This window comes from Nitrosococcus watsonii C-113, assembly GCF_000143085.1.
GTDB classification, from domain to species: Bacteria; Pseudomonadota; Gammaproteobacteria; order Nitrosococcales; family Nitrosococcaceae; genus Nitrosococcus; species Nitrosococcus watsonii.
Window position 1 is genome coordinate 60687 of sequence record NC_014315.1, and the last position, 21933, is coordinate 82619.

A 21933-nucleotide genomic window follows, 5' to 3' on the forward strand; every position below is an offset into this window, starting at 1 on the left:
AGATGACTATGAGGAGCATCGCAGGTGGCAACAGGAGAGTTTGAGCTAGCAAAAGAAAAAGGGCTCTTTACGGGAAGGCGTCCGGACAAGATGCTACATGAACGTATCAAGACTCTGCGCTTAGCGAATTTTTCCATTGCGGAGACGGCCCGTATTGCCGGCTGCAGTGAAGCTTCGGTTAAGCGTGTTTGGTCAAAGCGTAATAATAAGAAAAGCACTAATAATCCTGCCCGATCGACACGCAACCCGCCACTTCTTCAACGGCTTACGAAGCCCTGCTTGTTTGCTGCTTTTATCAGGCCGAGGCGAGCTCTGTTAGCCGCTGGGTGTACCAGTTTGTCTTGCAGCTGATTACCAGCAGCCGGCGGCGAGCTCGGGTCATGCCGACATAGAGCAGTCGCGCTTCCTGAGCCTGCTGTTCCTCGTCGTTGCTCAATGCCCCGAGACCACACAGCAGCACGGTATCGAACTCCAGCCCCTTGCTGCTCTGTCGACTGAGCAGCACCACTTCATCGGCCTGCGGGTCGTAGCTGTGCTTGTCGGCAGACTGTTGCAGGCAGCGGCTTGGGATGCCGGCTTCGCGCAGGGCGTCATAGAAGAGACGCCCCTGCGAGTTGCCGGTATAGACCACCGCGATACTGTTCAAGTCGCTACCCTGGCCACGCCACGTCTGGATGCAGCGCACCAGATAGCGTGCTTCATCGCGGGGGCTGTTGAGGCGACGAAACGCCGGCCTGGGCCCGCTCACCCCAGCCACCTCGGGGGCGATTAAAGGAATATGGTCATCATCGGCATCGTGAGCTTTCAGAAAGTCCTGGGCGAAATCATAGGCGAACGTCAGGATTTCCCGGGTGTTTCGATAGTTCAGCTTGAGAATAGTGGTGCGCCCGCGGGCTTGGACGCCAGCCGAGGAAAGCGGGAATTTCAGCGAGCTCTTCTGATAAATGGATTGGGCATCGTCATAAAGCAGCAGCAGCGAGTTGGTATCGGGATCGACCATCTGTACCACTAGCTTGAGCCAGGCCTGCTCGAAGTCGTGGCCTTCGTCGATCATCACTGCGCCGTATTGTGCCCGGGGAATGCGTGACTGATCGACTGCCCGAATGACGCTTTCCACCTGACACTCCCAGATAGGGCCTTTTCCCGGTGCCAGGTCGGCCTGATAGGTCTTTAACTGCAGGCTGCACCACTCATGGAAATGGTGCACCTTAACCTTCTCGCTGATTCCCTTTTCGGCGATGAAGCAGCGCAGGCGCGCTGCCAGGGTGATGTTGAAGCACAGTACCAGGATCGGCTTGCTGATGGCCTGAGCCCAAATGCAGGCAGCGGTAGCCGAGTATTAGGGTCTTGCCAGAGCCGGCAACGCCATGAATGACCCGGTGGCCGTTGCCCATGCTTCTGGCCAGCTGCTCCTGATGCAGATCCATGACGCGAACGATATCGGGGACGAGGTTGCTCGCGGGCTTATCCTCCGCGGCTTCATCGTTACCGAAGAGATCCATTGTGGGGGCATCGATGCGCACTTCCGGGAAGAGCTGCCAGCGGATCCGGTCGAGTTGCGGGACGCTGAGCTGCTCGCCGAACCGGTAGTCGAACATGTCCCAGAGCCGCTGCTGGAATGCCTCCGGATCGGCGGTGGTGAGCATTTCGTCCTTGCAGATCACGCGATGCGCCGGCAGCAGGATTTCTTGCTCTGCCTCGGGAATAGCTTGGTTCCACTGCCGACGCGTGATATTGGGAAAGACCACACCGTGCCCATAGGGAAAGCATAGCTTGCTGCGGTAGCGCTTATCGCTCTGAGTCAGCTGAGGGTCGCGCTTCAGCTGGTCGATGGCAGCAAAGGCGCATTGGCGAGCTTGAGCCAACGGGTTGCTGACCGTCTTGTGCCCCTTCTGGGTATCGATCACGACGCTGTCAGGGGTGATCGAGCGGATGGTCTCGATCTTCCAGTCCTTGACCTCGAGAAACAGCAGGCCACGGGCGGGATGCAGAATGATGAAGTCGGGATAGCGGTGCCGGCGTCCCAATGGGATGTCGTACCAGACGAGATAGTCTTCTTCCAGCAGGCTGTCAAGCCGGCGACCGAAACGGCGCTCGCCGCGAGTCATCCGGGGGATTGTGGTGAGCGCTGGAATGAACGTGGCCATGGTGTCGAAATTCCGGTAGCAGGCGATCCACCCGATGTTAAAGTTCACATTTGCTAAATCACTTTAGGGGGCACAGCATTCCCCTTCAATCAGAAAAATCGGAAGTGGAGGCGATAACTTGAGCGCGGGACAGGAGTCCCGCGAGACGGCTTTAGAGGCCGTGTCCCGTGTGTCATATCCATTTCACTTTATACCCGCGTTTTTTTACGGTGCCTAATGTCTTCACGACTGATTGAACGGGCGTGTACACTCAACATTTGCGCACGCTCATGCAAAGATATGTCAAGATGTTCCTCAACAAACAGGCTTCTTCAAAGCAGCCTCGTCAATCTTGCGATGGCGCAGGCCATGTTGCTGAAGATGAAGATCATTAGTATTAAGCCAACGGTAAGGAGTTCTGTCAGCCTATTAAGCTAGAAGGGTTTTTCAATTATTTATGACCTCTATTAACAGGAAGGCATCTACTCGGCAAATTTCACCAAGCCATCCACTCAAAAATGTAACAGATTTGTCTCCAGCCTCTTTTGGTGTGGTGATGGCAACGGGTATTGTCTCTCTCGCTGCTCACCTGCTAGCCATGCCGGTAATCGCGGATATTTTATTTCGACTGAATATCATCATCTACGGAGTGCTATGGTTACTCACCATGGTGCGTTTGGTTTGTTATCCGCGTTGCTTTTTTAGTGATTTATTCGATCATTCGAGTGGACCAGGATTTTTCACGATGGTTGCCGGCTCTGGCATTTTGGGAAGCCAGTTTGTGGTTCTTTCGGGTAATATTCCTATGGGGCTGGCCATGTGGTTTGTCACTATCGGACTCTGGTTCGGGACGACCTATACAATCTTTACGGCTGTTACGATAAAAAGAGAAAAGCCGCTCCTTGGTCGGGGTCTTAACGGCGGCTGGTTGCTCGCGGTAGTTGCAGCGGAATCGGTAGCGGTACTCAGCGCGTTACTCGCGAAGCACGTGGGTCAGTCCTACGAGTTAGAACTGAATTTCCTGGCATTTTTAATGTGGTTGTGGGGCAGTATGTTATATATTTGGATAATATCGCTTATTTTTTACCGCTATACTTTTCTTCTTTTTTCTCCCAAGGATTTCTCTCCCTCCTACTGGATCAATATGGGAGCAATGGCGATCTCCACGTTAGGGGGCTCTTTGCTGATCTCCAATGCGACGACCAATGCGCCTTTCCTGTACTCGTTGCTGCCTTTTATCAAGGGGTTTACACTTTTCTATTGGGCAACAAGCACCTGGTGGATACCCCTATTATTAATCCTCAGTGTATGGCGCTACGCTTGTATGGGTTTATCGCTGAATTACGATCCGCTCCACTGGGGTATAGTTTTTCCTCTGGGGATGTATGCTGCCAGCAGTCATGAAATGGCCGCAGTGATGGCATTAGAGTTCCTCAGATTTTTACCCCCGCTATTTTTGTATGCTGCGCTGCTGGTATGGGCGGCAGTACTTGTTAGCTGGATTGTTACCCTATTGTGTCGTGCTGGTATTTGTGCTTCTAAATATTAAAAACTATGCTCGTGGTTCTGGTATGAGGCAGTGCCTTTAATTTAGGCACGGCGCGTTTTTAAAAAACGGGCAAGAAATTTGGCTGTATAAGAATTCTTTTTAATTCGCGTAACAGCTTCCGGTGTTCCCTGGGCAACGATTTGCCCTCCGCCATTACCTCCTTCCGGACCCAGGTCGATAAGCCAGTCTGCCTCGGCAATAATATCCAGATTATGCTCAATAACGATCACGGTATTGCCTACTTCCACCAACTGATGCAAAACTTGAATAAGTTTTTCCACATCCGCCATGTGGAGGCCAATGGTGGGCTCATCCAAGAGATAAAGAGTATGCTGAGCAGTGCTACGGTTGGGATTTAGAGGAGCCTTGGTCAGCTCCGCCACCAATTTAATTCGCTGGGCTTCGCCTCCGCTGAGAGTTGGACTCGGCTGACCGAGGCTAAGGTAGCCTAATCCTACCGCTTGTAGCAACTGCAAAGGCCGATGAATTCGTTTATGAGCGGTAAAAAATTCAACCGCTTGATCAACGCTCAGGGCTAAAATCTCACCAATATTTTTGCCCTTGTAGCGGATCATCAGAGTTTCTTGGGTAAAACGGGCCCCGCGGCAGGATTCACAGGGAACGGTCACATCCGGTAAAAAGCTCATCTCGATTCTTTTTACGCCCTGACCCTCACATTCCGGGCACCGGCCTTCCTTGGTATTAAAAGAGAACCGACCGGCTCCATAACCCCGGATACGGGCTTCCGGCGTGTCGGCAAATAAACGTCGGATAGAGTCCCAAAAGCCTACATAGGTGGCCGGACAAGAACGGGGCGTTTTGCCAATGGGCGTTTGATCGACTTCCAGCACCCGCTTGATAGCCTTCCAGCCCAGAATTTCCTGACAGCCCTGCAAGACAGCAGTCTCCTGATGTTGAACTGCCTGCTTTCGATTCAGCAGGCGCCGGAGATTTCCGTGGAGTACCTGCCGTATCAGGGTACTTTTACCACTGCCACTTACTCCGCTCACCCCTATCAACCGGCCCAGGGGTAAACGGAGAGTCAGACTCTTCAAGTTGTGCAGGGAGGCTCCTCGAATCTCCAGGTGGGATTCGGCTGTTTCGGGGCGGCGCTTTTCTATGAGGGGGTGAGGCAAGGGCTGAGCCAAGCAGCGCCCGGTGACGGATTCTGGATGCTGGAGCAGCGCTTCCACCGTGCCCGCAGCCACCACTTTGCCTCCATTGACCCCGGCCCCCGGCCCCAGATCAATGACATGTTCGGCCCGCCGGATAGTGTCTTCGTCATGCTCCACCACCACAATGGTATTGCCCTGGCCCTCCAATTTGCTCAAGGTATCCAAAAGCATTTTATTGTCCCGGGGGTGGAGGCCGATGGTGGGTTCATCCAGGATATAGCACACGCCCCGCAGGTTGGAGCCGAGCTGGGAAGCCAGGCGGATACGCTGATCTTCCCCACCGCTGAGGGTCGGCGCGGCCCGATCCAGGGTTAAATAAGACAACCCCACCTCCTTGAGGAATTTCAACCGGTTCCGCAGCTCAGGCAGGAGATCTCGGGCAATTTCTGCTGCTCGTCCTTGCAGTTTCATGGACCGAAAGGCAGCCTCGGCCTCGGCTATCGGCATGCCGGTAAACCCGGCAATATTCCGTTTCTGGAAACGCACCGCTAGGGCTTCAGGCCGTAAGCGCTGTCCCTGGCAAGCAGGGCAGATTTGGCCTGGGTTTTCCTGTCCCTCGGCCCATTCTTTCTCTTCTCCCGTCTGCTCTCCATCAAAATCGGGCAGCACCCGTCCGGTGCCATAGCAGCGGGGACACCAACCTTGTGGGGAGTTAAAGGAGAACAGGCGAGGATCCAGTTCTCCAAAGCTGCGGCTACAACTTGGACAAGCCCGTTGAGTAGAGTAGAGGATCTTCTGCTTCTTTCGGGGAAGAAGAATTTCCACCCTGCCCTGGCCCAGACTAAGAGCCTGCTCCAGCAGGGCGTGGAGCTCTTTTTCTACAGCGGGGGTGACTTTGATTTCTCCTAGGGGCAATTCAATGGAGTGTTCCTTGAACCGATCTAGCCGGGGCCAGGGATCGGTGGGGAGCAGCGTCCCATCTACCCGCAGGTGGGTAAATCCTTTGGCGGCAGCCCACTTGGCTAGCTCGGTATAATAGCCTTTGCGGGCCACGATCAAAGGCGCTAATATTCCCAGGCGGCGGCCCCGATAGTCCCCTATAAGCTGAGCCTGGATAGCCTCCAGGGTTTGGGCTTCAATGGGAATGTCGCAGTCGGGGCAATACTGCTGGCCCAGCTTGACGAAGAGCAGGCGCAGAAAATGATAAATCTCGGTGAGGGTGGCTACCGTGCTCTTGAGTCCCCCACGGCTGGTACGCTGCTCGATAGCCACTGTGGGTGGAATACCAAAGATAGCGTCCAGATCGGGGCGGGCGGCTGGTTGAACAAACTGTCGGGCATAGGCATTAAGGGATTCCAGGTATCGGCGCTGACCCTCGGCAAAAAGGATATCAAAAGCTACCGTACTCTTCCCGGAGCCAGAGATGCCGGTGATCACGGTAAGTTGCTCCCGGGGAATCTGGACATCAATATTCTTCAAATTATGCTCCCGGGCATTATGGATATAAATGACCCCATTGCCTTCCGCTGCCTCGCCCGATTCTTGGGAAACAGCCTTGGTTTGAGAAGTTTCGCAGGCTGCCCTGTATTGTGCGGGCGTTTCGCCCACGGCGGATATGGCCTGGATGAGTTCGGTAGGCGTTTGGGCCTGTTCCCGCAAAGCTTGGCCCGTGTGACTATGTTGGGATTGGACAACCTTCTGGGGAGACCCCATAGCGATGACTTTGCCTCCGTCCTCACCCCCCTCGGGTCCTAAATCAATGATCCAATCCGCCGCTTGGATTACATCCAGATTATGCTCAATGACCACCAGAGAGTGACCTTCCGCCAGCAGGCGGTAAAAGGCTTGGAGCAAGGTGGCAATATCATCAAAATGCAGGCCCGTCGTCGGTTCATCAAGTAAAAACAGTGTGTTCCAACTCTGCCTGGTCCCCCGCGCTTTGGCCAGGTGTCCCGCCAGTTTTAGCCGTTGGGCTTCGCCTCCACTCAAGGTGGGTACCGGCTGACCCAAGGTCACGTAACCCATCCCCACCGCTTGGAGAGGTTCGATCCCCCGCGTTATCTCCGGATAATCAGCGAAAAACTCCAGGGCTTCGGCCACCGTCATTTCCAGCACCTCGGCTATGGACTTGCCTAACCCCTGGACCGAGGGTTGCAGCTTGACTTCCAATATCTCCGGCCGGTAACGCTGACCCTTACAATCGGGACAACGCAGATACACATCGCTGAGAAATTGCATCTCCACCTGCTCAAAACCACTGCCGCCACAGGTGGGACAGCGTCCATCGCCGGTGTTAAAGCTAAAGGTGCCGGCATGATAGCCCCGCTCCTGGGCTAGGAGCTCGGCCGCAAAGGCTTTGCGCAGGCCATCCAGGGCGCCCACATAACTAATGGGATTAGAGCGGGTCGTTTTACCAATGGGGGACTGATCCACCAGTACTACCGCCTGGATATGTTCATGACCTTCAAGAGCTTGATGGCGGCCGGGTATGCCCACCGATTTGCCCTTGAGCTTGCGCAATCCCTTATACAAAATTTCTTGAATAAGGGTGGTTTTGCCCGAACCGCTAACGCCGCTTACGCAAACCAGGCGATTCAAGGGAAAGCGGACATCAATGTTTTTGAGATTGTGCTCTGCGGCGCCCCGGATTTCCATATAAGCCGACGCTGGAAGCTTCCCGGTTTTACGAAGTTTGGAGACGATCTGTTTTTTACCTGCCAAGTATTGGCCGGTGAGGGAACGTTTGACTTGCAGTAATTCCTGGGGAGGGCCGAAAAACACTTGTTGACCACCCTGCTCTCCGGGTCCAGGCCCCAGATCTAAAATGCGGTCGGCAGCCAGCATTACCTGGGAGTCATGCTCCACTACAATCAGGGAATTGCCTGCATCCCGCAGGCGTTGCAGTATCCGGATGATGCGCTGCAAATCACGGGCGTGTAAACCAATGCTCGGCTCATCCAAGATAAATAACGTATTGACCAGGGAAGTGCCCAAAGCAGTGGTTAAATTGATCCGTTGCACTTCTCCCCCACTTAAGGTTCGTGATTGGCGGTCTAACGTCAGATAACCCAGCCCCACTTCCACCAGATAATTGAGCCGGGAGCGAATCTCACCTAGCAGCAAATCGGCAGCCTCGTCCAAAGGAGCAGACAGAGTAAGCCGAGTAAAAAATTGCTGGCAGCGTTTAAGGGAAAGCTGCATCACATCATGGAGGGTCAGGCCGGGTAAAGTCGCCAATCGTTGCCGGGAAAATCGCACCCCCGCAGGCATAAACCGTCTTTTTGCCGGCAGTATTTGGCCGGCATCGGCTTTGGTTCCCAGTCGCCACAGTAAGGATTCGAGTTTGAGACGTGCGCCCTGGCAGGTGGGGCAGAGGTGATAGGCCCGGTATTTAGAGAGTAGTACCCGGATGTGCATTTTGTAGCTTTTACTTTCCAGCCAGTCGAAAAAACGCTGGACTCCATACCACTTGCTTTCCTCCCATTCCCCTTCTCCCGCCAGCACCCAATGCTGCTGCTCAGGGGTAAGCTCGCGCCAGGGACGGCGAGTGGGAATCCCCCGCTTGCGGGCAAAACGCATCAAATCTTGCTGGCATTCTTCATAGCTTGCGCTCTGCCAGGGTTTGATGGCCCCCTCGGCCAGGGTTTTATTTTCATCAGGTACCACTAAATCATAGTCAATCCCCATGGTCCGGCCAAAGCCCCGGCAGGTCCCGCAAGCCCCCAAAGGAGAGTTAAAAGAAAATAAACTAGGGAAGGGGTCCTGGTAGGCGATATCACATTGGGGACAGTGGAGATCAGAAGAAAAGCGCCAGGGCTGTTGAGGTTGGCGGTGCTCATCTAGGGGATAAACCCTAACGCGGCCACGGCCATGTTTGAGAGCCGTTTCCAGGGCTTCCACAATCCGCTCCCGCCGGCTCGGCTCCAAGCGGACCCGATCCTGAATTGCCTCTAATACCTGATCATGCTGGTGATGGAAGCGAGTATAGCCCTGCCGCAGGAGCTGGTCTTTTACTTCCTGGAAGGAAAAATTCTTGGGAACGGTAATCTCAAAAGTGATTAAGATCCGGGGAGTGTTGTCTTGTTCTTGGGAGTGAAGAAGAAGCTCCTTATAAATACCCTCCGGCGTGTCCCGCCGCACCCCTTGCCCGCAGCCCTGGCAGTAAAGTTTTCCAGCCCGGGCAAATAAAAGTTTCAGGTGATCATTGAGCTCCGTCATGGTGCCCACAGTGGAGCGAGAAGTCCGGACCGGGTTGATTTGATCGATGGCAATGGCCGGGGGAATTCCCTCGATACGATCCACTTGGGGCTTGTCCATCCGATCCAGAAATTGCCGGGCATAGGGGGAGAAGGTCTCCACATAGCGCCGCTGCCCTTCGGCATAAATGGTGTCGAAAGCCAGAGAGGATTTACCCGAGCCACTGACTCCCGTGATCACAATCAGCTCATTGAGGGGAAATTCGAGATTAAGCCCTTTAAGGTTATTCTGCCGTGCGCCCTTGACCTTGATAAATGCTTTAGACATTAAGACTCCGTGGAATGGGAACGGCATGTTCCCCTGACGTTGAGGTTAGAGTTTAGCTGGATTTACTGCCCGGGTTGGAGCTGGGAACGGTAACTCACCCAAGGATTATCGGGGCTGGCCAAACGCCAGGGAGCATTCCGATGCTCAGAAGAAGCATAGGCAATCCCCACTCGTGGCCCTGCCAGTGGCGTTGCCACCGGGGTTCCTCGGCGGACTTCAAGCCCTCCCGGCTCATAAAGGGGATGATGATTCCAGCTTAAATCCAGCCCCAAAGCAGCACCCACTTTTCCTGGCCCGGTCAGTAAGCTTGGCTTTATTTTACCCCCGCGACGGCGCTGGATGACATCACAACCGGCCACCGGCTCGCAAGCGCGAATCAATACTGCAGCGGCCTGCCCTTCTTCCCCTGTCACCAGATTAAGAAGATGATGGATGCCATAGCACAGATAAAGATAGACTCGCGCCGGCGGCCCCCAGAGGGCTTCATTCCGCAATGTTCGGCCATGACGGCCATGATTGGCGGTATCCTCCGGCCAGCGGTAGGCTTCCACCTCCGTGATCCGCAATACTATTTGCTCCCGGCAGAGCAAGGCCCCCAGCAGATCGGCGGCCACCTCCAGGGCATCCCGGGCATAGAAGTGAGGGGGCAGTAAATTATTCCTATCCAATACGCAGCACCAAAATGTCTAAACCTTACGGCCAAGCATTTATGAAGGAGAAAGAGATACTTTAACATTTGGAAACGATGAAATGATCCAACTCGCATGTGCCGATGTTCCCCCTCCTGAGGGTGGATGGCTTGGTTGCTTATTAAACAAAGCTCGGAGGCACGGTGTATGAGGCGATCGCTATGAAGGGAGGTGGAATGGAGGGCGGGAATTCCTCGCCCGGTAGGAGAGTTGGGAATAGGTTTATTTTCTTGCTTGCCGATTATCCAGAGTCATCCAGCGGGCTGCGTACTCCCCTGCCACCCCGCTCAAGCACGTGGGTGTAGATCATCGTGGTATTCACATCCTTGTGGCCCAGCAGTTCTTGGATGGTGCGAATGTCGTAGCCATTTTCCAGCAGATGCGTTGCGAAGCTATGCCGGAACGTATGGCAGCTACCTGGTTTATTAATCCCTGCTTTGCGAATGGCATTCTTAACAGCCTGTTGCAGCGCGGTTTCTGAGAGATGATGGCGGCGCACCACCCCAGAGCTAGGATCGATGGCCCGTTTACAGGCGGGAAAGACATATGGCCAACCAAATTCACGATTGGCGTTGGGGTATTTTTTCTCCAGCGCATAAGGTAGATAAACCGCGCCGCAACCTTCCCTTAGATCCTGTTGATGCAGTGCCTTTACGGTTTTCAACTGAACTTGCAGTGGCTTGAACAGTTTTTTCGGGAGCACCGTTACCCAGTCCTTGCGGCCTTTACCATCCCGGACCGTGATCTGATGGTAGTGAAAATCCGCGTCCTCGACCCGCAACCGCATGCACTCCATCAGACGCAGGCCAGAACCATACAAGAGACTGGCCATCACCCATTTGCCCTGTGGCAGCAACGCCAAGACTTTTCTTACCTCATTGGGCGTGAATACTACCGGAAGGCGCGACGGCTTTTTTGCCCGTTCCACCTCATCCAGCCACCCCACATCCCGCTTCAAAACCTCGCGATACAAGAACAAAATGGCATTGAGCGCCTGATTCTGCGTGGAAGCAGCCACCTTTCCCTTGATGGCGAGATGAGTCAAAAAAGCGCTGATCTCCGCCTTGCCCATATCGCCAGGGTGACGTTTGCCATGGAAAAAAATAAAGCGCTTAATCCAACCCAGGTAGGCTTGTTCCGTGCGGATGCTGTAGTGCCTGACACGAATAGCCTCCCGCACTTGATCGAGGAGCTTAGGTTGAGACTTGGGTTTTGAGCTACTCATGCGTATATCACCGATTGGCAAAGTTAAATAATTTCAGCTATAGATATGATATTGGTTATTTTGTTCTCCATTTAAGAAAGGGGATGCGTCTTAATAAGACGCAGGTCGCAAAATGAAAGGAAAATAGAGCTGCGGTGCGTATTATCCAAAACCCCTATACGCCGTCGAGATTAGTAATTATTTGAGGTAAGAATAGAAATAGGACTTGGCCAGTAACCGATTGCGTATAAGAAGGCGCAGGTTAGTCAGTATATTTCATGTTAGGTGCGGCAGCAGCAGGGCCGAGATACACGTAATAAGTTGACTATGCGAGGTTTTGTTATGAAGTCCGATATCGAAGAAATCGCCGAAAAAGCCCTCAAGCTCCCATCAGCCGCTAGAGCGTCCTTAGCGGAACTACTATTAGAAAGTCTAGATTATGAAGAGGACTTTCTGATTTCAGATGAGTGGATGAAGGAAATTCAGAAACGCTGTCGTGAAATAGATGAAGGAAAAGTACAGCTCATATCAGCAGAAAACGCCTTGGTCCAGCTTCAGAAGAAATATTCATGAAACCCTGTTGGTTTCATCCGGAAGCGTTTGCAGAGGCTGATGAGGCGGCTGCATTTGATAAAGAGCAGCAGTCTAATTTTGAGGTACGCTTTCTGGAAGCGTTGAACGACACGATTTCCCGAATAAGGAGAAATCCATTGATCTATCGTCGCATCGAAGGGGAAGTAAGGAAGTGTCGGATACTGCGCTTTCCCTATGGTGTCATATACTGCGTTAGTAATGAGCGCATAGAGGTCATCGCGGTCCTGCATCTTAGGCAGCGGCCGGGTTATTGGAAATCACGCACCTAACTCGGTGCTCAACTCGGACGCCTCCTTCGTCGGCGCCGGTTAGCTTCGACGTTAGCGCTGGCAGGCATTGAAAAAGGGTGGAGCGCCTGAAAGGCGGCGACAGGGGGGTGGAAATGGAAAGGAAAAAATGAGAGGTACCCCCTCAAACCCCGTGCAAGGTGGAAGCGCTGGAGTTGAAAAGGAAGCGTCGTCCATGGGAGTCCATAAGGAAACGGAGGGCCAGGTTGGATGGTCAAAAGATATTGCTCGGTTAGGTTCTTAGGGTTGAGGAAGGTCAGGGGTTTTGGCAAAGCACACGGCGCTAACCCGTGGCTCAAGAGGGACCGTCTTCGTCGCTGCGCTCCTCAGCCGGTCCCTTAGCCAAAACGATAGGTCGGCGCTTCGCGCCGACCTATCGGGTCGAAGTTGAGCCCCCGGTCGCCACGGCGGCGCGAAGCGCCGCATGTTCATGTCGAACGTGAGGACAAGATTGCGAAATTCTGGCTTGATCCTATCAGGCTACAAAAGAGCGGGAGATTTAATCGAGCAGAGATTGGTCGAATTCAGAAAATTATCGGCGAGCATCAAGCGGAATTGTTGGAGGCGTGGAATGACTACTTCGGCGATTAAAGTTGAGGTTCCTAATGCTGAGAACGCCACAGTAACGGAGGATACGCTAAGCGTGGATTTAAGTGATGGGCGAACTATATCAGTCCCGCTTTCATGGTTTCCTCGACTTGTCCACGCTACATCGGAGGAAAGAAATAACTGGCGGCTAATTGGCAAAGGACAGGGTATCCATTGGGAAGCTATTGACGAGGATATTAGTGTTGAAGGACTGTTGGCTGGAAAACCATCAGGAGAGAGTCAGGCTTCTTTCAAGAAATGGCTAGGCCAAAGATCTCTCGCCTAACAATCAAATGCAGCCGACCGGCTACGCCGGCGGCTGATTTGAGCCGTTGAGCATCAGATAAGAACGGTTATGAAGTTGAGCGATTCTAGAGAGCTTTAGGTTATTGTGAAACCGTTTCTGCGGCAGGCGTTGCTGTCATGGGCTGCCGAGCACTTAGAAGGGGAATTTAAATGATGACTGTCCCATCCGAAACTGAAATCCTCATTGTCGGCGCAGGACCAACAGGCTTGACGCTTACCGCTGAACTGGGCCGCCGTGGTATCGACGCCGTGACGGTCGATAAGGCCGCGGAAGGTGCCAACACCTCGCGCGCTGCAGTCGTGCACGCACGTACGTTGGAGGTCCTGGAACCCTTGGGCATCGTACCGCAAATGCTGGAGGAAGGCGTCAAGGTCCCAATTTTCCGTATTCGAGATCGAGATAAAGTGTTAATCACCGTCGATTTCCGGGAGATCCCCAGCAAATACGCTTTCGCGTTGATGTGCCCGCAGAACCGGACGGAGGCCATCCTTCTCAGCCGTTTACAAGCGTTCGGAGGCAACATTTTGCGATCGGCAGAAGTAACCGGCGCGGACATAACCGCAAACGGTGCGCATGTGGAGGTTAAGGCCAATGATTCGATCCATGAAATTTCGGCCCGCTGGGTGATTGGCTGTGACGGCATGCATAGCAAGATTCGCGAAGCGGCAGGAATCGCCTTCAAGGGAGCAACTTACAAAGAGGGTTTTGTGCTCGCCGATGTCCATATGGACTGGCCGCTCGATCGCGAAGAGGTAAGTCTATTTTTCTCTCCCGATGGCTTGGTCGTTGTGGCGCCACTGCCGCAGAATCGCTACCGCATTGTGGCAACGGCGGAGGACGCACCCGAGCAACCATCCATTCCCTACGTGCAGGCGTTGCTTGACGCGCGCGGACCGAAGGCGAACCCTGCCCGAATTCTTGATAGTTTTTGGAGTGGTCATTTCAAGGTGCACCATCGTGTGGCGCAGAACCCCCGTAAGGGGCGGGTACTCCTGTGCGGTGATGCCGCCCACGTACATAGCCCGGCAGGTGGCCAGGGGATGAATACCGGCATTCAGGACGCAGTCGCGCTCGCCGAAGTCCTCGCCGACGTCCTTAGCGGCTCCGACGCAGCACGGCTTGACACATGGGCCGTCGATCGGCACAAAATCGCGGAACGCGTCGTCGCGTTGACTGACCGCGCAACAAAGATGGCGACTCTGCGTTCATCGGTGGGGCAGGGATTGCGCAATGTTGCGATCAGTCTCGCTGGACACATCCCGTCATTCACTCAAAACCTGGGCCGGACTATCGCCGAACTTGAAAATCGCGCTGAAGATAAAAAACAAGGATATGATGGCCGTATCGCTCTATAGCCGCTAAACAGACGAACATAGGCAGATGGTATGCGGAAGCGAAGTAATCCGCCTGTTGCAAAGTCAGATGCCCAACGAACACATGCACTCGGACAGCAAAAAGCGCCGCTCGTACCTCGCTCTGCTTTTTACTGCCGGTGATGTGAGGCGTTATAGGGCTTAAACCAGATGGCTGACCTACGTGACATTCTCAACGGTTTAGATCTATCCGCAGTAGTCCTGCCGGATGACAAGCTGAAAGAGTGTCATTATTTTTATGATTTACTTTGCAGTGAAATGGATACTGGGCGCGTTTCTTAACGCCTGCTACGGCTATCTAGAATTCAAAGCGGCCTATCTACACTATTCATTTTCTAATCCTGAAACAGGCAAACCAGTCGAGGATTGGGAAGCGCTCGACGTAATGAGAAAGTACGTTAAAGTTTTTCAACAGAAAAATTCTGGCTTTGTAAAGACATCTGGTTTATCAGAATTAACGACGAAACTTTACAAGTTTAGAAATCGAAGTACCCATGATGGCGGCATTGAAATTATGCAAGTTGGCAGCAATCTGCCAAAGGACTTTCATATTGGTCATATTACTGGCCAAGGAACACCGGCGATTGAATTTTGCACTGAAACATTGGAATGCCTGGTTATGCTAGACGATCAACTTGATGGTTAGGAATAGACATTGAATCAGCCCTATAACAATCGCATGCAGTCGGATGCAGCAAACTGCGCCGCTTCGCGTCGCGAACAACCGTTCGACGGGCAGAACCTCCTGCATCATCAGATGCCGCACTTCTATTATCCAGGAGAACCCGCCCGTCAACTCCTCGATTATGCAGTCACTTTAAGTTACATTGACTCGCGTCACGTGACGGGTTACAATCCAGTGTATGATCAAATTCTTCGCTGACAAACGAACTCAAGAGCTGTACTCCAAAGGCAAGTCAAAGAAGTTTCCTGCGGATGTCACATCGAGAGCTGCCAGAAAACTTGAATATGTGAATCTGGCCGAACAGATGGAGGACTTGAAAGTGCCGCCCGACAATCGCCTTCATCCACTTTCCGGAAACAGGCAGGGGCAGCACGCAATTTCAATAAATGATCAGTGGCGTATCTGTTTTCGTTTTGAGAATGGCGATGCGTATGAGGTTGAAGTGTGTGACTACCACTGAGTGAGGTGATGACTATGGCTATTCCTAATACTGCCGGCATGCAGCGCAAGCCGACTCATCCTGGTGAAATGCTGAGAGAGGATTTCCTGCCGGACTATGGTTTGACCGTTGCGAGGTTGGCTGAATCTCTGGGTGTCTCTCGCCAGTCAGTTAATGAATTACTGCGTGAGCGCCGCGCTGTCAGCCCTGAAATGGCGCTCAGGCTTGCCCGTTTGTTTGGTAACTCTCCGGAATTCTGGTTGAACGCGCAGCGATCTGTTGATCTTTGGGCGGCGGCTCAGTCTGTTAAGGAAGAAGTGGACCGGATCAAGCCGCTACATGCTGCATAACCAAGCCATGCACCGGATGCCAAAACCTCTGCTTCGCGCTGGTTTTGTCACCGGTGATGGAAGGCGTTATGCGCCAGGTTTCTTTTCATGACATTCTTTGCGCATGAAGGTCAAAGAACTGATAAAGCTTGTCGAAGATGGGGGTTGGGAACGGGTACGGATGAAAGGCAGTCATCGCCAGTTTAAGCATCCGACAAAGGGAGGCACCATCATCATCGCAGGCAAGCCAAGCGTTGACGTCCCACCTGGCACCGCTAACAATATCCTGAAGCAAGCTGGCCTCAAGAAATAGGTAGCTCTATGAAATACATGGTTGTAATCGAAGAAGGCCCTACAAGTTGGGGTGCTTATGTCCCAGACCTTCCCGGCTGCGTCGTGGCTGGAGAAAGCCGACAAGAGGTAATGGATCTAATTCACGAAGCAATTGAATTCCACCTTGATGGGCTCAAGGAAGACGGAGAGCCTCTGCCAGCGCCACATTCGAGTAGCGAGTTCGTCGAGGTTTCTACCGCATAACGAGGCGCTGCAGTTGACCGCCCCTTTTGGGGCGGCATCTGAGCTCGGGCGTTATGTTGCAGTGGAATATCGATGAGTGTTCAAAATAAATACTGGTGCTTCTGTAATCACCGTTCTGGCTCATATGGGGACTCAGACTGGGATACATCTACAATCCTTAGTCGAAGCCAGTACTACTTCTTGCCGACGATACAATTCAGCAACAATGTCAACTCGGATTAGGCGCTGGTCGGACCGATCTAATTTGTCGGGACAATGATGGCAATTTTGTCGTACTCGAACTAAAAGCCGTTCACAGCTCAGATGGGGTTGTTGGACAAATTCTTCGATATATGAGCTTTGTTAGAGAAAATTGGGCAAAGGCGCAAGGGAAGGACGTAAGGGGAATAATCTTAACCCTCAGCTTTGACGAACAATTGCGGCTCGCTGCCGCTGAAGCCGGCATTAAGGTTTTGCGGGTTGGAATTCAATGAGACTGCAAAATAACAATGTATTCTACTCGGACGCCGGCGCCGGTTAACGCAAACGTTCGCGCCGCGTAGCGCTTTAAAAGGAGAAATAATGAGCTTGGAAGATAAGCTGGCAGGTTGGACAGGTCCTTCTAGTGACACAGAGAAAGACAAGCAGGATAGAACTGAACGGATGATCCGGGAAGCAATAAACGCGCATGAACCATTCAATAATTGTTCATTGAAGGTTTTTGCGAAGGGTTCTTACGCTAACAATACTAATGTGCGAACCGATAGTGATGTCGACATAGCCGTGCAGTGTACAGAGTGCCAGTATTGGGAAGAATCTGGAAAAGGCAATCCTCCGCCCAGCAATCCATACGAGGGAATTTGGACTCCTGCAAAATTAAGAGCAGAGCTCCTTACCGCTATGCAAACCAAATTTCCTGGCCAAGTAGATTTTTTTCTGGCTCAACAGCAATACAGATAAATTCTAGCTCCGCACGCGTAGATGCTGATGTAGTCCCGTGTTTAGATTTCGTTATTACATGGAGTATGGAACGAGAGACGGGACCAAGATATTTAAAATAGATGGTAGTAGTATCGTCAATTATCCAGTGTAACAAATAGAAAACGCAACGGGATACTCTTATAAAAAGGGGGCTCGTTTATTAAAGCGAGTCGAAAATGCAATGGCAGCAGATGGAATATTTCGCGAACTGCCATCCTATTTCATCGAGTGCTTAGCTTACAACTGTCTAGATCATGTGTTTTTACATTCAACATGGACTGAGCGACTGCGGGCCATGCTGTATTACATTTGGGATAATCTGCAAGGTGATGAACCAGTCGAGGGTCGTTGGCTAGCAGTAAATAAATGCTTTTTTCTATTTCATCCAGACCAAAAATGGACTCGCAAGGATGGGTATGAGTTTTCTAAAGCGGCTTGGAATTACTTCGACCTTGAATAATGCGTAATGTGACGATTAAAAGTTCGCTATATCTACTAGTCGGAATATCAGCAGTTGCTTGGTTTGCTCTCGCATACTTTGGCGGGTTAGATTTATCAAAAATCAAAGATTTTTTCGGGCTTATTCCAAAAGTTGTGAGTATTGATCTTTTGATAGTTGCAGTATTTGTCAAATGGGAGTGGAAACTTAAGGTATTCAGAGGGTGACTTGTCTCTTTTCCAAATTTGAACGGAACATGGTTGGGCTTTATATACTCAGATTGGAAAAATCCTGATACGGGAGAAAAGCCAACTGCTATACCGGTAATGCTGACTATAAATCAGTCATTTTTCCGCATTAGTTGCATGATGCGTACTGGTGAAATGGAAAGCTCTTCGTATTCTGAAGGATTTCTTATTGACCCTGACCGTCAGATCAAAAACGTAGCATACTCATATAACAGCAAGCCCAGGCTAAGCTTGAGCGAAAGAAGCATCCCCCACGATGGAACAGCAGTATTGAAAATAGTTGAAAAGCCAAAGCAAAAGCTCGTGGGAAGATATTGGACGGAAAGATTAACAAAAGGGGAGATAGTTCTTGAATATCATTCAAAGGATTTACTCGAAGAACTCCCAGAAGATTTAGGGGATCACCCTGTCACCGAAGATGAAAACCTGCGCTAACAAGGCGCTCGTTCGGACGCGATAGTTTCTCCGCTTTGGTGGATATCTTGACCTAACCATTCAGGAGTGTCCCATGGTCAAACCTGGCCCTCGTACCACGAACCGTTACAGCGCAGAATTCAAGTCGGTGGCTGTTCGACTAAGCCAGCCGCCGCCAGGAACCCTGGTACACAGCGACCGCGGTGTGGAGTTTCTGGCGGACAAGTACAAGCGGGCATTGGCCCGCACCGATTTGGTGCAAAGCCTCAACCGACCGCGCCGCATGACTGACAACGCGCACATGGAGTCGTGGAACAAGACGATGAAATCAGACAGGTATCACACCGCCAGCACTTCACTACCGATCACGCACTGCGCGCCGCAGTGCGCAGCTACGTCGAGTTTTACAATCGTTACCGCCTTCACTCGTCTTTGGGGTATCGTTCACCCATAGAGTTCTAAGCCGATCAGTCCACCACAATGGTGCCCACTTTTGCGGAGGAACTTCTCTTGCCAAACTTTCCGCTATGCTCCAGGTTTGGTGACCAGTTATAGTCTAAACCTTAGGTGGCAAAGAAGGAGTCACCAATGAAACATACTCTGGCATTGTTGGTCATTGCCACACTGCTAGCTGGTTGCGCTAATACAAAGTTCGGTCGCGCTGATCTGGCTGAACGCGCAAAAGTGGAACTTGTTGGGAAATCTAGGAAGGATATACTTATGTGTGCTGGTGTTCCCGTACGATCACAGCAAGCCGAAAATCTGAAATTCATGACCTACTATAGCGGCGGAGATAGTGATGCCTATGTTGCGGGCGAAGCGGGTTCATCTACTGGTGGAGGCGCGGTTTCGGTAAAGAAGAGGTACTGTAAGGTCACGTTCATCTTGAGTGGCGGGGTGGTCGAAAAAGTCAATTATGCTGGGCGCACAGGAGGGTTCATTACAGAAGGCGAGCAATGTGCCTTTGTTCTTCAAAATTGTTTGCCAAAATAAATGCCGCATACAAGGCGCTCTACCTGACGCTGAGGAGCGTAGCGCCGCCTATCTTCCGTTGGAGCGCCCACTCCGTGCGGGGTGTCGCTCAACGTTGACCCGTTATGCCGACGAGGGACATGGCAGTGAGGGCAACGAAATACTTCTAAGCAACTCGGGTCAGACCGGATCGAACGATCATCAAGGACGAATGGATTCAACGTGTAGTCCGGTTTCCTGAAAGAGAGCACAGACAGTCGAATAAAGCGATAGGCTAGAATTGAAGAAACGGAAAACCGATACCTGCGGGTAATCTTATTACCGGCTGGCGAAACCATACATAACGCATTTTTTGATAGAGGGTACAAGGCATGAAAGTCAGCTATTTCGAAGACACTGACACGCTGTACATTAAGGTTCGTGGCAGTGATATCGCTGAGTCTAAAGACCTAGATGAGAACACTATTCTCGATACGGATGCCAACGGTAACGTCCGTACTATCACGTTCGGGCATGCAAGCCAGCGCACTAGTGTAAGCTGTTTGATTGCCGAAGGCATTGCGGCATAGCAATTCCATTAAGTTGATTGGGCTACGCCGTGCTCCGTCCAACGACTTAGAGGTTGTTAGGCATATACAGGTAGGTGGCAGTATGAGATTTAAAGGCGTTCACCACATTGAGTTTTCAGTGCTTAATTACGAGGAGTCGATCCGATTCTTCGATCAGATGTTCGGCTGGCTTGGGTACAGGAGTTTTTGGACATTAGATATTGGTTACAGGTCAACCTATTACATGGCCCGTTTCCCTTTCTTTCACAGTTACATTGGTATCCAACCGGCCAAAACAGGGAATAGGCTGGTGCATGTCGATCGTACCACTGGAGTACATCATATCGCGTTGTGGGCCAGGAACAGGAAGGAGGTCGATGATTTCCACATGGAGTTCCTGCTGAAAAATAACATCGCTGTTACTAACCCGCCCAGCGAGTATCCGATTTATACTCCTGGTTACTATGCTGTGTTTTTTAATGACCCGATTACCGGAATTCACTTTGAGTTAAGCCACACGCCGATGCTACCTTCTCTGTCCAGCTATCTCGCGTGGATTCGGGTGCTAAAAAATATTTGGCGCAAGCACCCTGAATGGAAGGCGCCACCTTGGAAGGAATCGATGCGCAAGTTACCGTCAAGGCATGAGCAAGCCTAACAAAAAGGTATTGGCGCGTTACCCAGGCGCTTGAACGCATAATGCATACCGTTGATCCCAATATCAAACAAAGCGGTGCACTTATGAAGATACCTACCAGGATGCTCCTGTACATGTCCTTTCAAAGTAGTCTTATCAATTTTGCACGTCCGCTCTTGATGTATTTGGGTCCGTAAGCTTTCCATCTTAAGCCGGCGATAGAAGGTTTCGCGTGATACGTTAAATATTTGTGCGGCCTCTGTCTTACAGCCGCCATTATTTAGGTACGAGATTGCTGCTCTATGACGGATGGGGTGAAAATCCGACTGTCCCGGTTCATTTAGCTTAAGGAGAGGAAGCCGTATTTTATTGTCCTTAGTATTTGAATTCGGCGTGCCTAACAACGCGCCAACCGGGCAGGTATTTCTTTTGCGCCGCGCCGGTTAGGTTGCTCAATTGTACCCGTACAATCCTTACCCGCTTTTCCTGTTATTATTCCTATAGCCATTTTCTTTCTTTAGCAGGGATTATTTTATTGTTTATCTTTCAAATTATTTATAATATTAGCAGTTAAAGGTAAGTTTTTATTTTTTATTACAAAATTCAATATTACCATACCCTTTTCCATTCTGGCCGACGCCTTAAAACGATAATAATGAATGAGCAAAAAGAACCAAAATATAGGGTATCTGTTGTCAACCCTTCCAAGGAAGAAAAGTCGCCGTTATCTCAGCAAGAACTGCTCCAGATCAGCCAAGAAACGAGAGATTGCTTTCTTCCACCAGCCTCCCCAGATAAAACCCAGTTAGTGTTGATGGTTGTAAACCCCTATCGGGTTTACGCTTACTGGTCAATTCTGAACCAAGATCTTATCTGCGCCTATAAAAAATTCGAGATAAAGAAATCTGCTCAATGGGCGTTGCGTTTTTATGACTTCACTGCTGGGAAGCTCACTATTGCTTCTAGCTTTGAAGTGGCTATCCCGAGGAAAGCCCATCATTGGTATATAGATCTTTGGGCAGATGATAAATGTTATATAGCGGAACTTGGATTAGCGGATTGTGAAGATCAATTTGTTGTCCTGGCACGCTCTAATATGATAGAAACTCCCCGCGCTGGTTCCGCTGATCCTTCTGCCCCGGTGGTTTTCATGGGCAACGACCTTCAACCTTCCCATCCTGCTAAAACCTTTCCCCTAGAATTTTCCGTTTCTCCAGGGGAGCGGGCTGTTCGAAGCCAGGAACTTACTGCCAGCTATTTTTCCTTTCTAGCGGAATCGTCACAAATTCAGCCTAAGAAAAATAGGCATTCCAAGCCTAAACCGCTCTCCCAATGGTCCGCAAGCTTGCCCAAGAGGCGGTACTAGCTC

The 21933-nt window shown here is 51.4% G+C and carries 24 protein-coding genes and 2 pseudogenes; 20 read left to right on the forward strand and 6 right to left on the reverse strand.

Annotated elements, in window-relative coordinates; genetic code table 11:
* Positions 1-295: 295 nt before the first annotated feature.
* Positions 296-2108: pseudogene (locus tag NWAT_RS00290) on the reverse strand (3'-5' exonuclease).
* A 333-nt stretch (positions 2109-2441) separates the two neighbouring features.
* A pseudogene (locus tag NWAT_RS17925) lies at positions 2442-2537 on the reverse strand (hypothetical protein); the annotation flags it as partial.
* A gap of 46 nt (positions 2538-2583) precedes the next feature.
* Here NWAT_RS17925 and NWAT_RS00295 point away from each other — a divergent pair.
* On the forward strand, positions 2584-3675 hold the full coding sequence (locus tag NWAT_RS00295; protein WP_013219158.1) for a tellurite resistance/C4-dicarboxylate transporter family protein: 1092 nt from the start codon (positions 2584-2586) through the stop codon (positions 3673-3675).
* A 41-nt stretch (positions 3676-3716) separates the two neighbouring features.
* Here NWAT_RS00295 and uvrA read toward each other — a convergent pair whose 3' ends face one another.
* The 3 genes from uvrA to NWAT_RS00310 all read right to left on the reverse strand — a co-directional run bounded on the left by uvrA (position 3717) and on the right by NWAT_RS00310 (position 11228).
* The gene (gene uvrA / locus NWAT_RS00300; protein WP_013219159.1) at positions 3717-9314 is read right to left on the reverse strand and encodes an excinuclease ABC subunit UvrA; all 5598 of its coding nucleotides are present in this window, start codon (positions 9312-9314) and stop codon (positions 3717-3719) included.
* Between the two features lie 62 nt (positions 9315-9376).
* Positions 9377-9982, reverse strand: a complete 606-nt coding sequence (locus tag NWAT_RS00305; RefSeq protein WP_013219160.1) for a DNA-3-methyladenine glycosylase — start codon at positions 9980-9982, stop codon at positions 9377-9379.
* 262 nt (positions 9983-10244) lie between these two features.
* Entirely contained in the window at positions 10245-11228 is a 984-nt protein-coding gene (locus NWAT_RS00310) for an integron integrase (RefSeq protein ID WP_013219161.1), read from the reverse strand.
* A gap of 321 nt (positions 11229-11549) precedes the next feature.
* On the opposite strand from NWAT_RS00310, the gene NWAT_RS00315 reads away from it, so the two are divergent.
* The 18 genes from NWAT_RS00315 (at position 11550) to NWAT_RS00385 (ending at position 20585) form a co-directional block, all read left to right on the forward strand.
* Complete coding sequence (locus NWAT_RS00315) at positions 11550-11780, forward strand: addiction module protein (protein WP_013219162.1); 231 nt, start codon at positions 11550-11552, stop codon at positions 11778-11780.
* The gene (locus tag NWAT_RS00320) at positions 11777-12070 is read left to right on the forward strand and encodes a type II toxin-antitoxin system RelE/ParE family toxin (protein WP_013219163.1); all 294 of its coding nucleotides are present in this window, start codon (positions 11777-11779) and stop codon (positions 12068-12070) included. Before NWAT_RS00315 ends, NWAT_RS00320 begins: the two co-directional genes overlap by 4 nt.
* A gap of 405 nt (positions 12071-12475) precedes the next feature.
* Positions 12476-12679 (forward strand): DUF4160 domain-containing protein, encoded by a 204-nt coding sequence (locus tag NWAT_RS15820; protein WP_013219164.1) that lies wholly within the window; start codon positions 12476-12478, stop codon positions 12677-12679.
* Positions 12660-12962, forward strand: a complete 303-nt coding sequence (locus NWAT_RS00325; protein WP_013219165.1) for a DUF2442 domain-containing protein — start codon at positions 12660-12662, stop codon at positions 12960-12962. The genes NWAT_RS15820 and NWAT_RS00325 overlap by 20 nt, the downstream gene beginning before the upstream one ends.
* A 170-nt stretch (positions 12963-13132) precedes the next feature.
* Positions 13133-14338, forward strand: coding sequence for an FAD-dependent monooxygenase (locus tag NWAT_RS00330; RefSeq protein ID WP_013219166.1), 1206 nt, complete (start codon positions 13133-13135; stop codon positions 14336-14338).
* A 256-nt stretch (positions 14339-14594) separates the two neighbouring features.
* Positions 14595-15002, forward strand: coding sequence for a hypothetical protein (locus NWAT_RS00335; protein ID WP_049772888.1), 408 nt, complete (start codon positions 14595-14597; stop codon positions 15000-15002).
* A 217-nt stretch (positions 15003-15219) separates the two neighbouring features.
* Positions 15220-15501, forward strand: a complete 282-nt coding sequence (locus NWAT_RS00340) for a type II toxin-antitoxin system RelE/ParE family toxin (protein WP_013219168.1) — start codon at positions 15220-15222, stop codon at positions 15499-15501.
* 14 nt (positions 15502-15515) lie between these two features.
* Positions 15516-15830 (forward strand): HigA family addiction module antitoxin, encoded by a 315-nt coding sequence (locus tag NWAT_RS00345; RefSeq protein WP_013219169.1) that lies wholly within the window; start codon positions 15516-15518, stop codon positions 15828-15830.
* Between the two features lie 103 nt (positions 15831-15933).
* Positions 15934-16122: a type II toxin-antitoxin system HicA family toxin gene (locus tag NWAT_RS00350; RefSeq protein WP_013219170.1), complete on the forward strand. Its 189-nt coding sequence runs from the start codon at positions 15934-15936 to the stop codon at positions 16120-16122.
* Between the two features lie 8 nt (positions 16123-16130).
* A complete protein-coding gene (locus NWAT_RS00355; RefSeq protein WP_013219171.1) occupies positions 16131-16346 on the forward strand; it encodes a type II toxin-antitoxin system HicB family antitoxin in 216 nt (71 codons plus the stop codon).
* 194 nt (positions 16347-16540) lie between these two features.
* Positions 16541-16819, forward strand: coding sequence for an endonuclease NucS domain-containing protein (locus tag NWAT_RS17930; protein WP_083781413.1), 279 nt, complete (start codon positions 16541-16543; stop codon positions 16817-16819).
* An 88-nt stretch (positions 16820-16907) separates the two neighbouring features.
* Complete coding sequence (locus NWAT_RS16905; protein ID WP_198342168.1) at positions 16908-17285, forward strand: nucleotidyltransferase family protein; 378 nt, start codon at positions 16908-16910, stop codon at positions 17283-17285.
* Positions 17286-17487: 202 nt separating this feature from the next.
* Positions 17488-17766 (forward strand): hypothetical protein, encoded by a 279-nt coding sequence (locus NWAT_RS16910; protein ID WP_198342169.1) that lies wholly within the window; start codon positions 17488-17490, stop codon positions 17764-17766.
* A 224-nt stretch (positions 17767-17990) separates the two neighbouring features.
* The gene (locus tag NWAT_RS16915) at positions 17991-18428 is read left to right on the forward strand and encodes a Cap15 family cyclic dinucleotide receptor domain-containing protein (protein WP_269724266.1); all 438 of its coding nucleotides are present in this window, start codon (positions 17991-17993) and stop codon (positions 18426-18428) included.
* Between the two features lie 363 nt (positions 18429-18791).
* Positions 18792-18869, forward strand: coding sequence for an IS3 family transposase (locus NWAT_RS17935; RefSeq protein WP_408634631.1), 78 nt, complete (start codon positions 18792-18794; stop codon positions 18867-18869).
* 126 nt (positions 18870-18995) lie between these two features.
* Positions 18996-19400 (forward strand): putative periplasmic lipoprotein, encoded by a 405-nt coding sequence (locus NWAT_RS00375; RefSeq protein WP_013219173.1) that lies wholly within the window; start codon positions 18996-18998, stop codon positions 19398-19400.
* A 350-nt stretch (positions 19401-19750) separates the two neighbouring features.
* Positions 19751-19948, forward strand: coding sequence for a DUF2283 domain-containing protein (locus tag NWAT_RS00380; RefSeq protein WP_013219174.1), 198 nt, complete (start codon positions 19751-19753; stop codon positions 19946-19948).
* A gap of 82 nt (positions 19949-20030) precedes the next feature.
* Positions 20031-20585 carry a VOC family protein gene (locus NWAT_RS00385; RefSeq protein WP_013219175.1) on the forward strand — a complete coding sequence of 185 codons (555 nt, stop codon included), beginning with the start codon at positions 20031-20033 and terminating at the stop codon, positions 20583-20585.
* Here NWAT_RS00385 and NWAT_RS17940 read toward each other — a convergent pair.
* Positions 20582-20968: an IS630 transposase-related protein gene (locus tag NWAT_RS17940; protein ID WP_095522184.1), complete on the reverse strand. Its 387-nt coding sequence runs from the start codon at positions 20966-20968 to the stop codon at positions 20582-20584. The two genes, NWAT_RS00385 and NWAT_RS17940, sit on opposite strands and share 4 nt — an antisense overlap.
* Positions 20969-21219: 251 nt before the next feature.
* Here NWAT_RS17940 and NWAT_RS00395 point away from each other — a divergent pair, with 251 nt between their 5' ends.
* Positions 21220-21930: a DUF4912 domain-containing protein gene (locus NWAT_RS00395; RefSeq protein ID WP_013219176.1), complete on the forward strand. Its 711-nt coding sequence runs from the start codon at positions 21220-21222 to the stop codon at positions 21928-21930.
* Positions 21931-21933: the final 3 nt, after the last annotated feature.

What these genes read in the sequence shown, in the direction of transcription:
- NWAT_RS00295 (WP_013219158.1), top strand. Translation starts at nt 2,584, where the DNA reads ATGACCTCTATTAACAGGAAGGCATCTACTCGGCAAATTTCACCAAGC.
- uvrA (WP_013219159.1), bottom strand. Translation starts at nt 9,314, where the DNA reads ATGTCTAAAGCATTTATCAAGGTCAAGGGCGCACGGCAGAATAACCTT.
- NWAT_RS00310 (WP_013219161.1), bottom strand. Translation starts at nt 11,228, where the DNA reads ATGAGTAGCTCAAAACCCAAGTCTCAACCTAAGCTCCTCGATCAAGTG.
- NWAT_RS00315 (WP_013219162.1), top strand. Translation starts at nt 11,550, where the DNA reads ATGAAGTCCGATATCGAAGAAATCGCCGAAAAAGCCCTCAAGCTCCCA.
- NWAT_RS00320 (WP_013219163.1), top strand. Translation starts at nt 11,777, where the DNA reads ATGAAACCCTGTTGGTTTCATCCGGAAGCGTTTGCAGAGGCTGATGAG.
- NWAT_RS00325 (WP_013219165.1), top strand. Translation starts at nt 12,660, where the DNA reads ATGACTACTTCGGCGATTAAAGTTGAGGTTCCTAATGCTGAGAACGCC.
- NWAT_RS00330 (WP_013219166.1), top strand. Translation starts at nt 13,133, where the DNA reads ATGATGACTGTCCCATCCGAAACTGAAATCCTCATTGTCGGCGCAGGA.
- NWAT_RS00335 (WP_049772888.1), top strand. Translation starts at nt 14,595, where the DNA reads ATGATTTACTTTGCAGTGAAATGGATACTGGGCGCGTTTCTTAACGCC.
- NWAT_RS00340 (WP_013219168.1), top strand. Translation starts at nt 15,220, where the DNA reads ATGATCAAATTCTTCGCTGACAAACGAACTCAAGAGCTGTACTCCAAA.
- NWAT_RS00345 (WP_013219169.1), top strand. Translation starts at nt 15,516, where the DNA reads ATGGCTATTCCTAATACTGCCGGCATGCAGCGCAAGCCGACTCATCCT.
- NWAT_RS00350 (WP_013219170.1), top strand. Translation starts at nt 15,934, where the DNA reads ATGAAGGTCAAAGAACTGATAAAGCTTGTCGAAGATGGGGGTTGGGAA.
- NWAT_RS00355 (WP_013219171.1), top strand. Translation starts at nt 16,131, where the DNA reads ATGAAATACATGGTTGTAATCGAAGAAGGCCCTACAAGTTGGGGTGCT.
- NWAT_RS16905 (WP_198342168.1), top strand. Translation starts at nt 16,908, where the DNA reads ATGAGCTTGGAAGATAAGCTGGCAGGTTGGACAGGTCCTTCTAGTGAC.
- NWAT_RS16910 (WP_198342169.1), top strand. Translation starts at nt 17,488, where the DNA reads ATGGCAGCAGATGGAATATTTCGCGAACTGCCATCCTATTTCATCGAG.
- NWAT_RS00375 (WP_013219173.1), top strand. Translation starts at nt 18,996, where the DNA reads ATGAAACATACTCTGGCATTGTTGGTCATTGCCACACTGCTAGCTGGT.
- NWAT_RS00380 (WP_013219174.1), top strand. Translation starts at nt 19,751, where the DNA reads ATGAAAGTCAGCTATTTCGAAGACACTGACACGCTGTACATTAAGGTT.
- NWAT_RS00385 (WP_013219175.1), top strand. Translation starts at nt 20,031, where the DNA reads ATGAGATTTAAAGGCGTTCACCACATTGAGTTTTCAGTGCTTAATTAC.
- NWAT_RS00395 (WP_013219176.1), top strand. Translation starts at nt 21,220, where the DNA reads ATGAATGAGCAAAAAGAACCAAAATATAGGGTATCTGTTGTCAACCCT.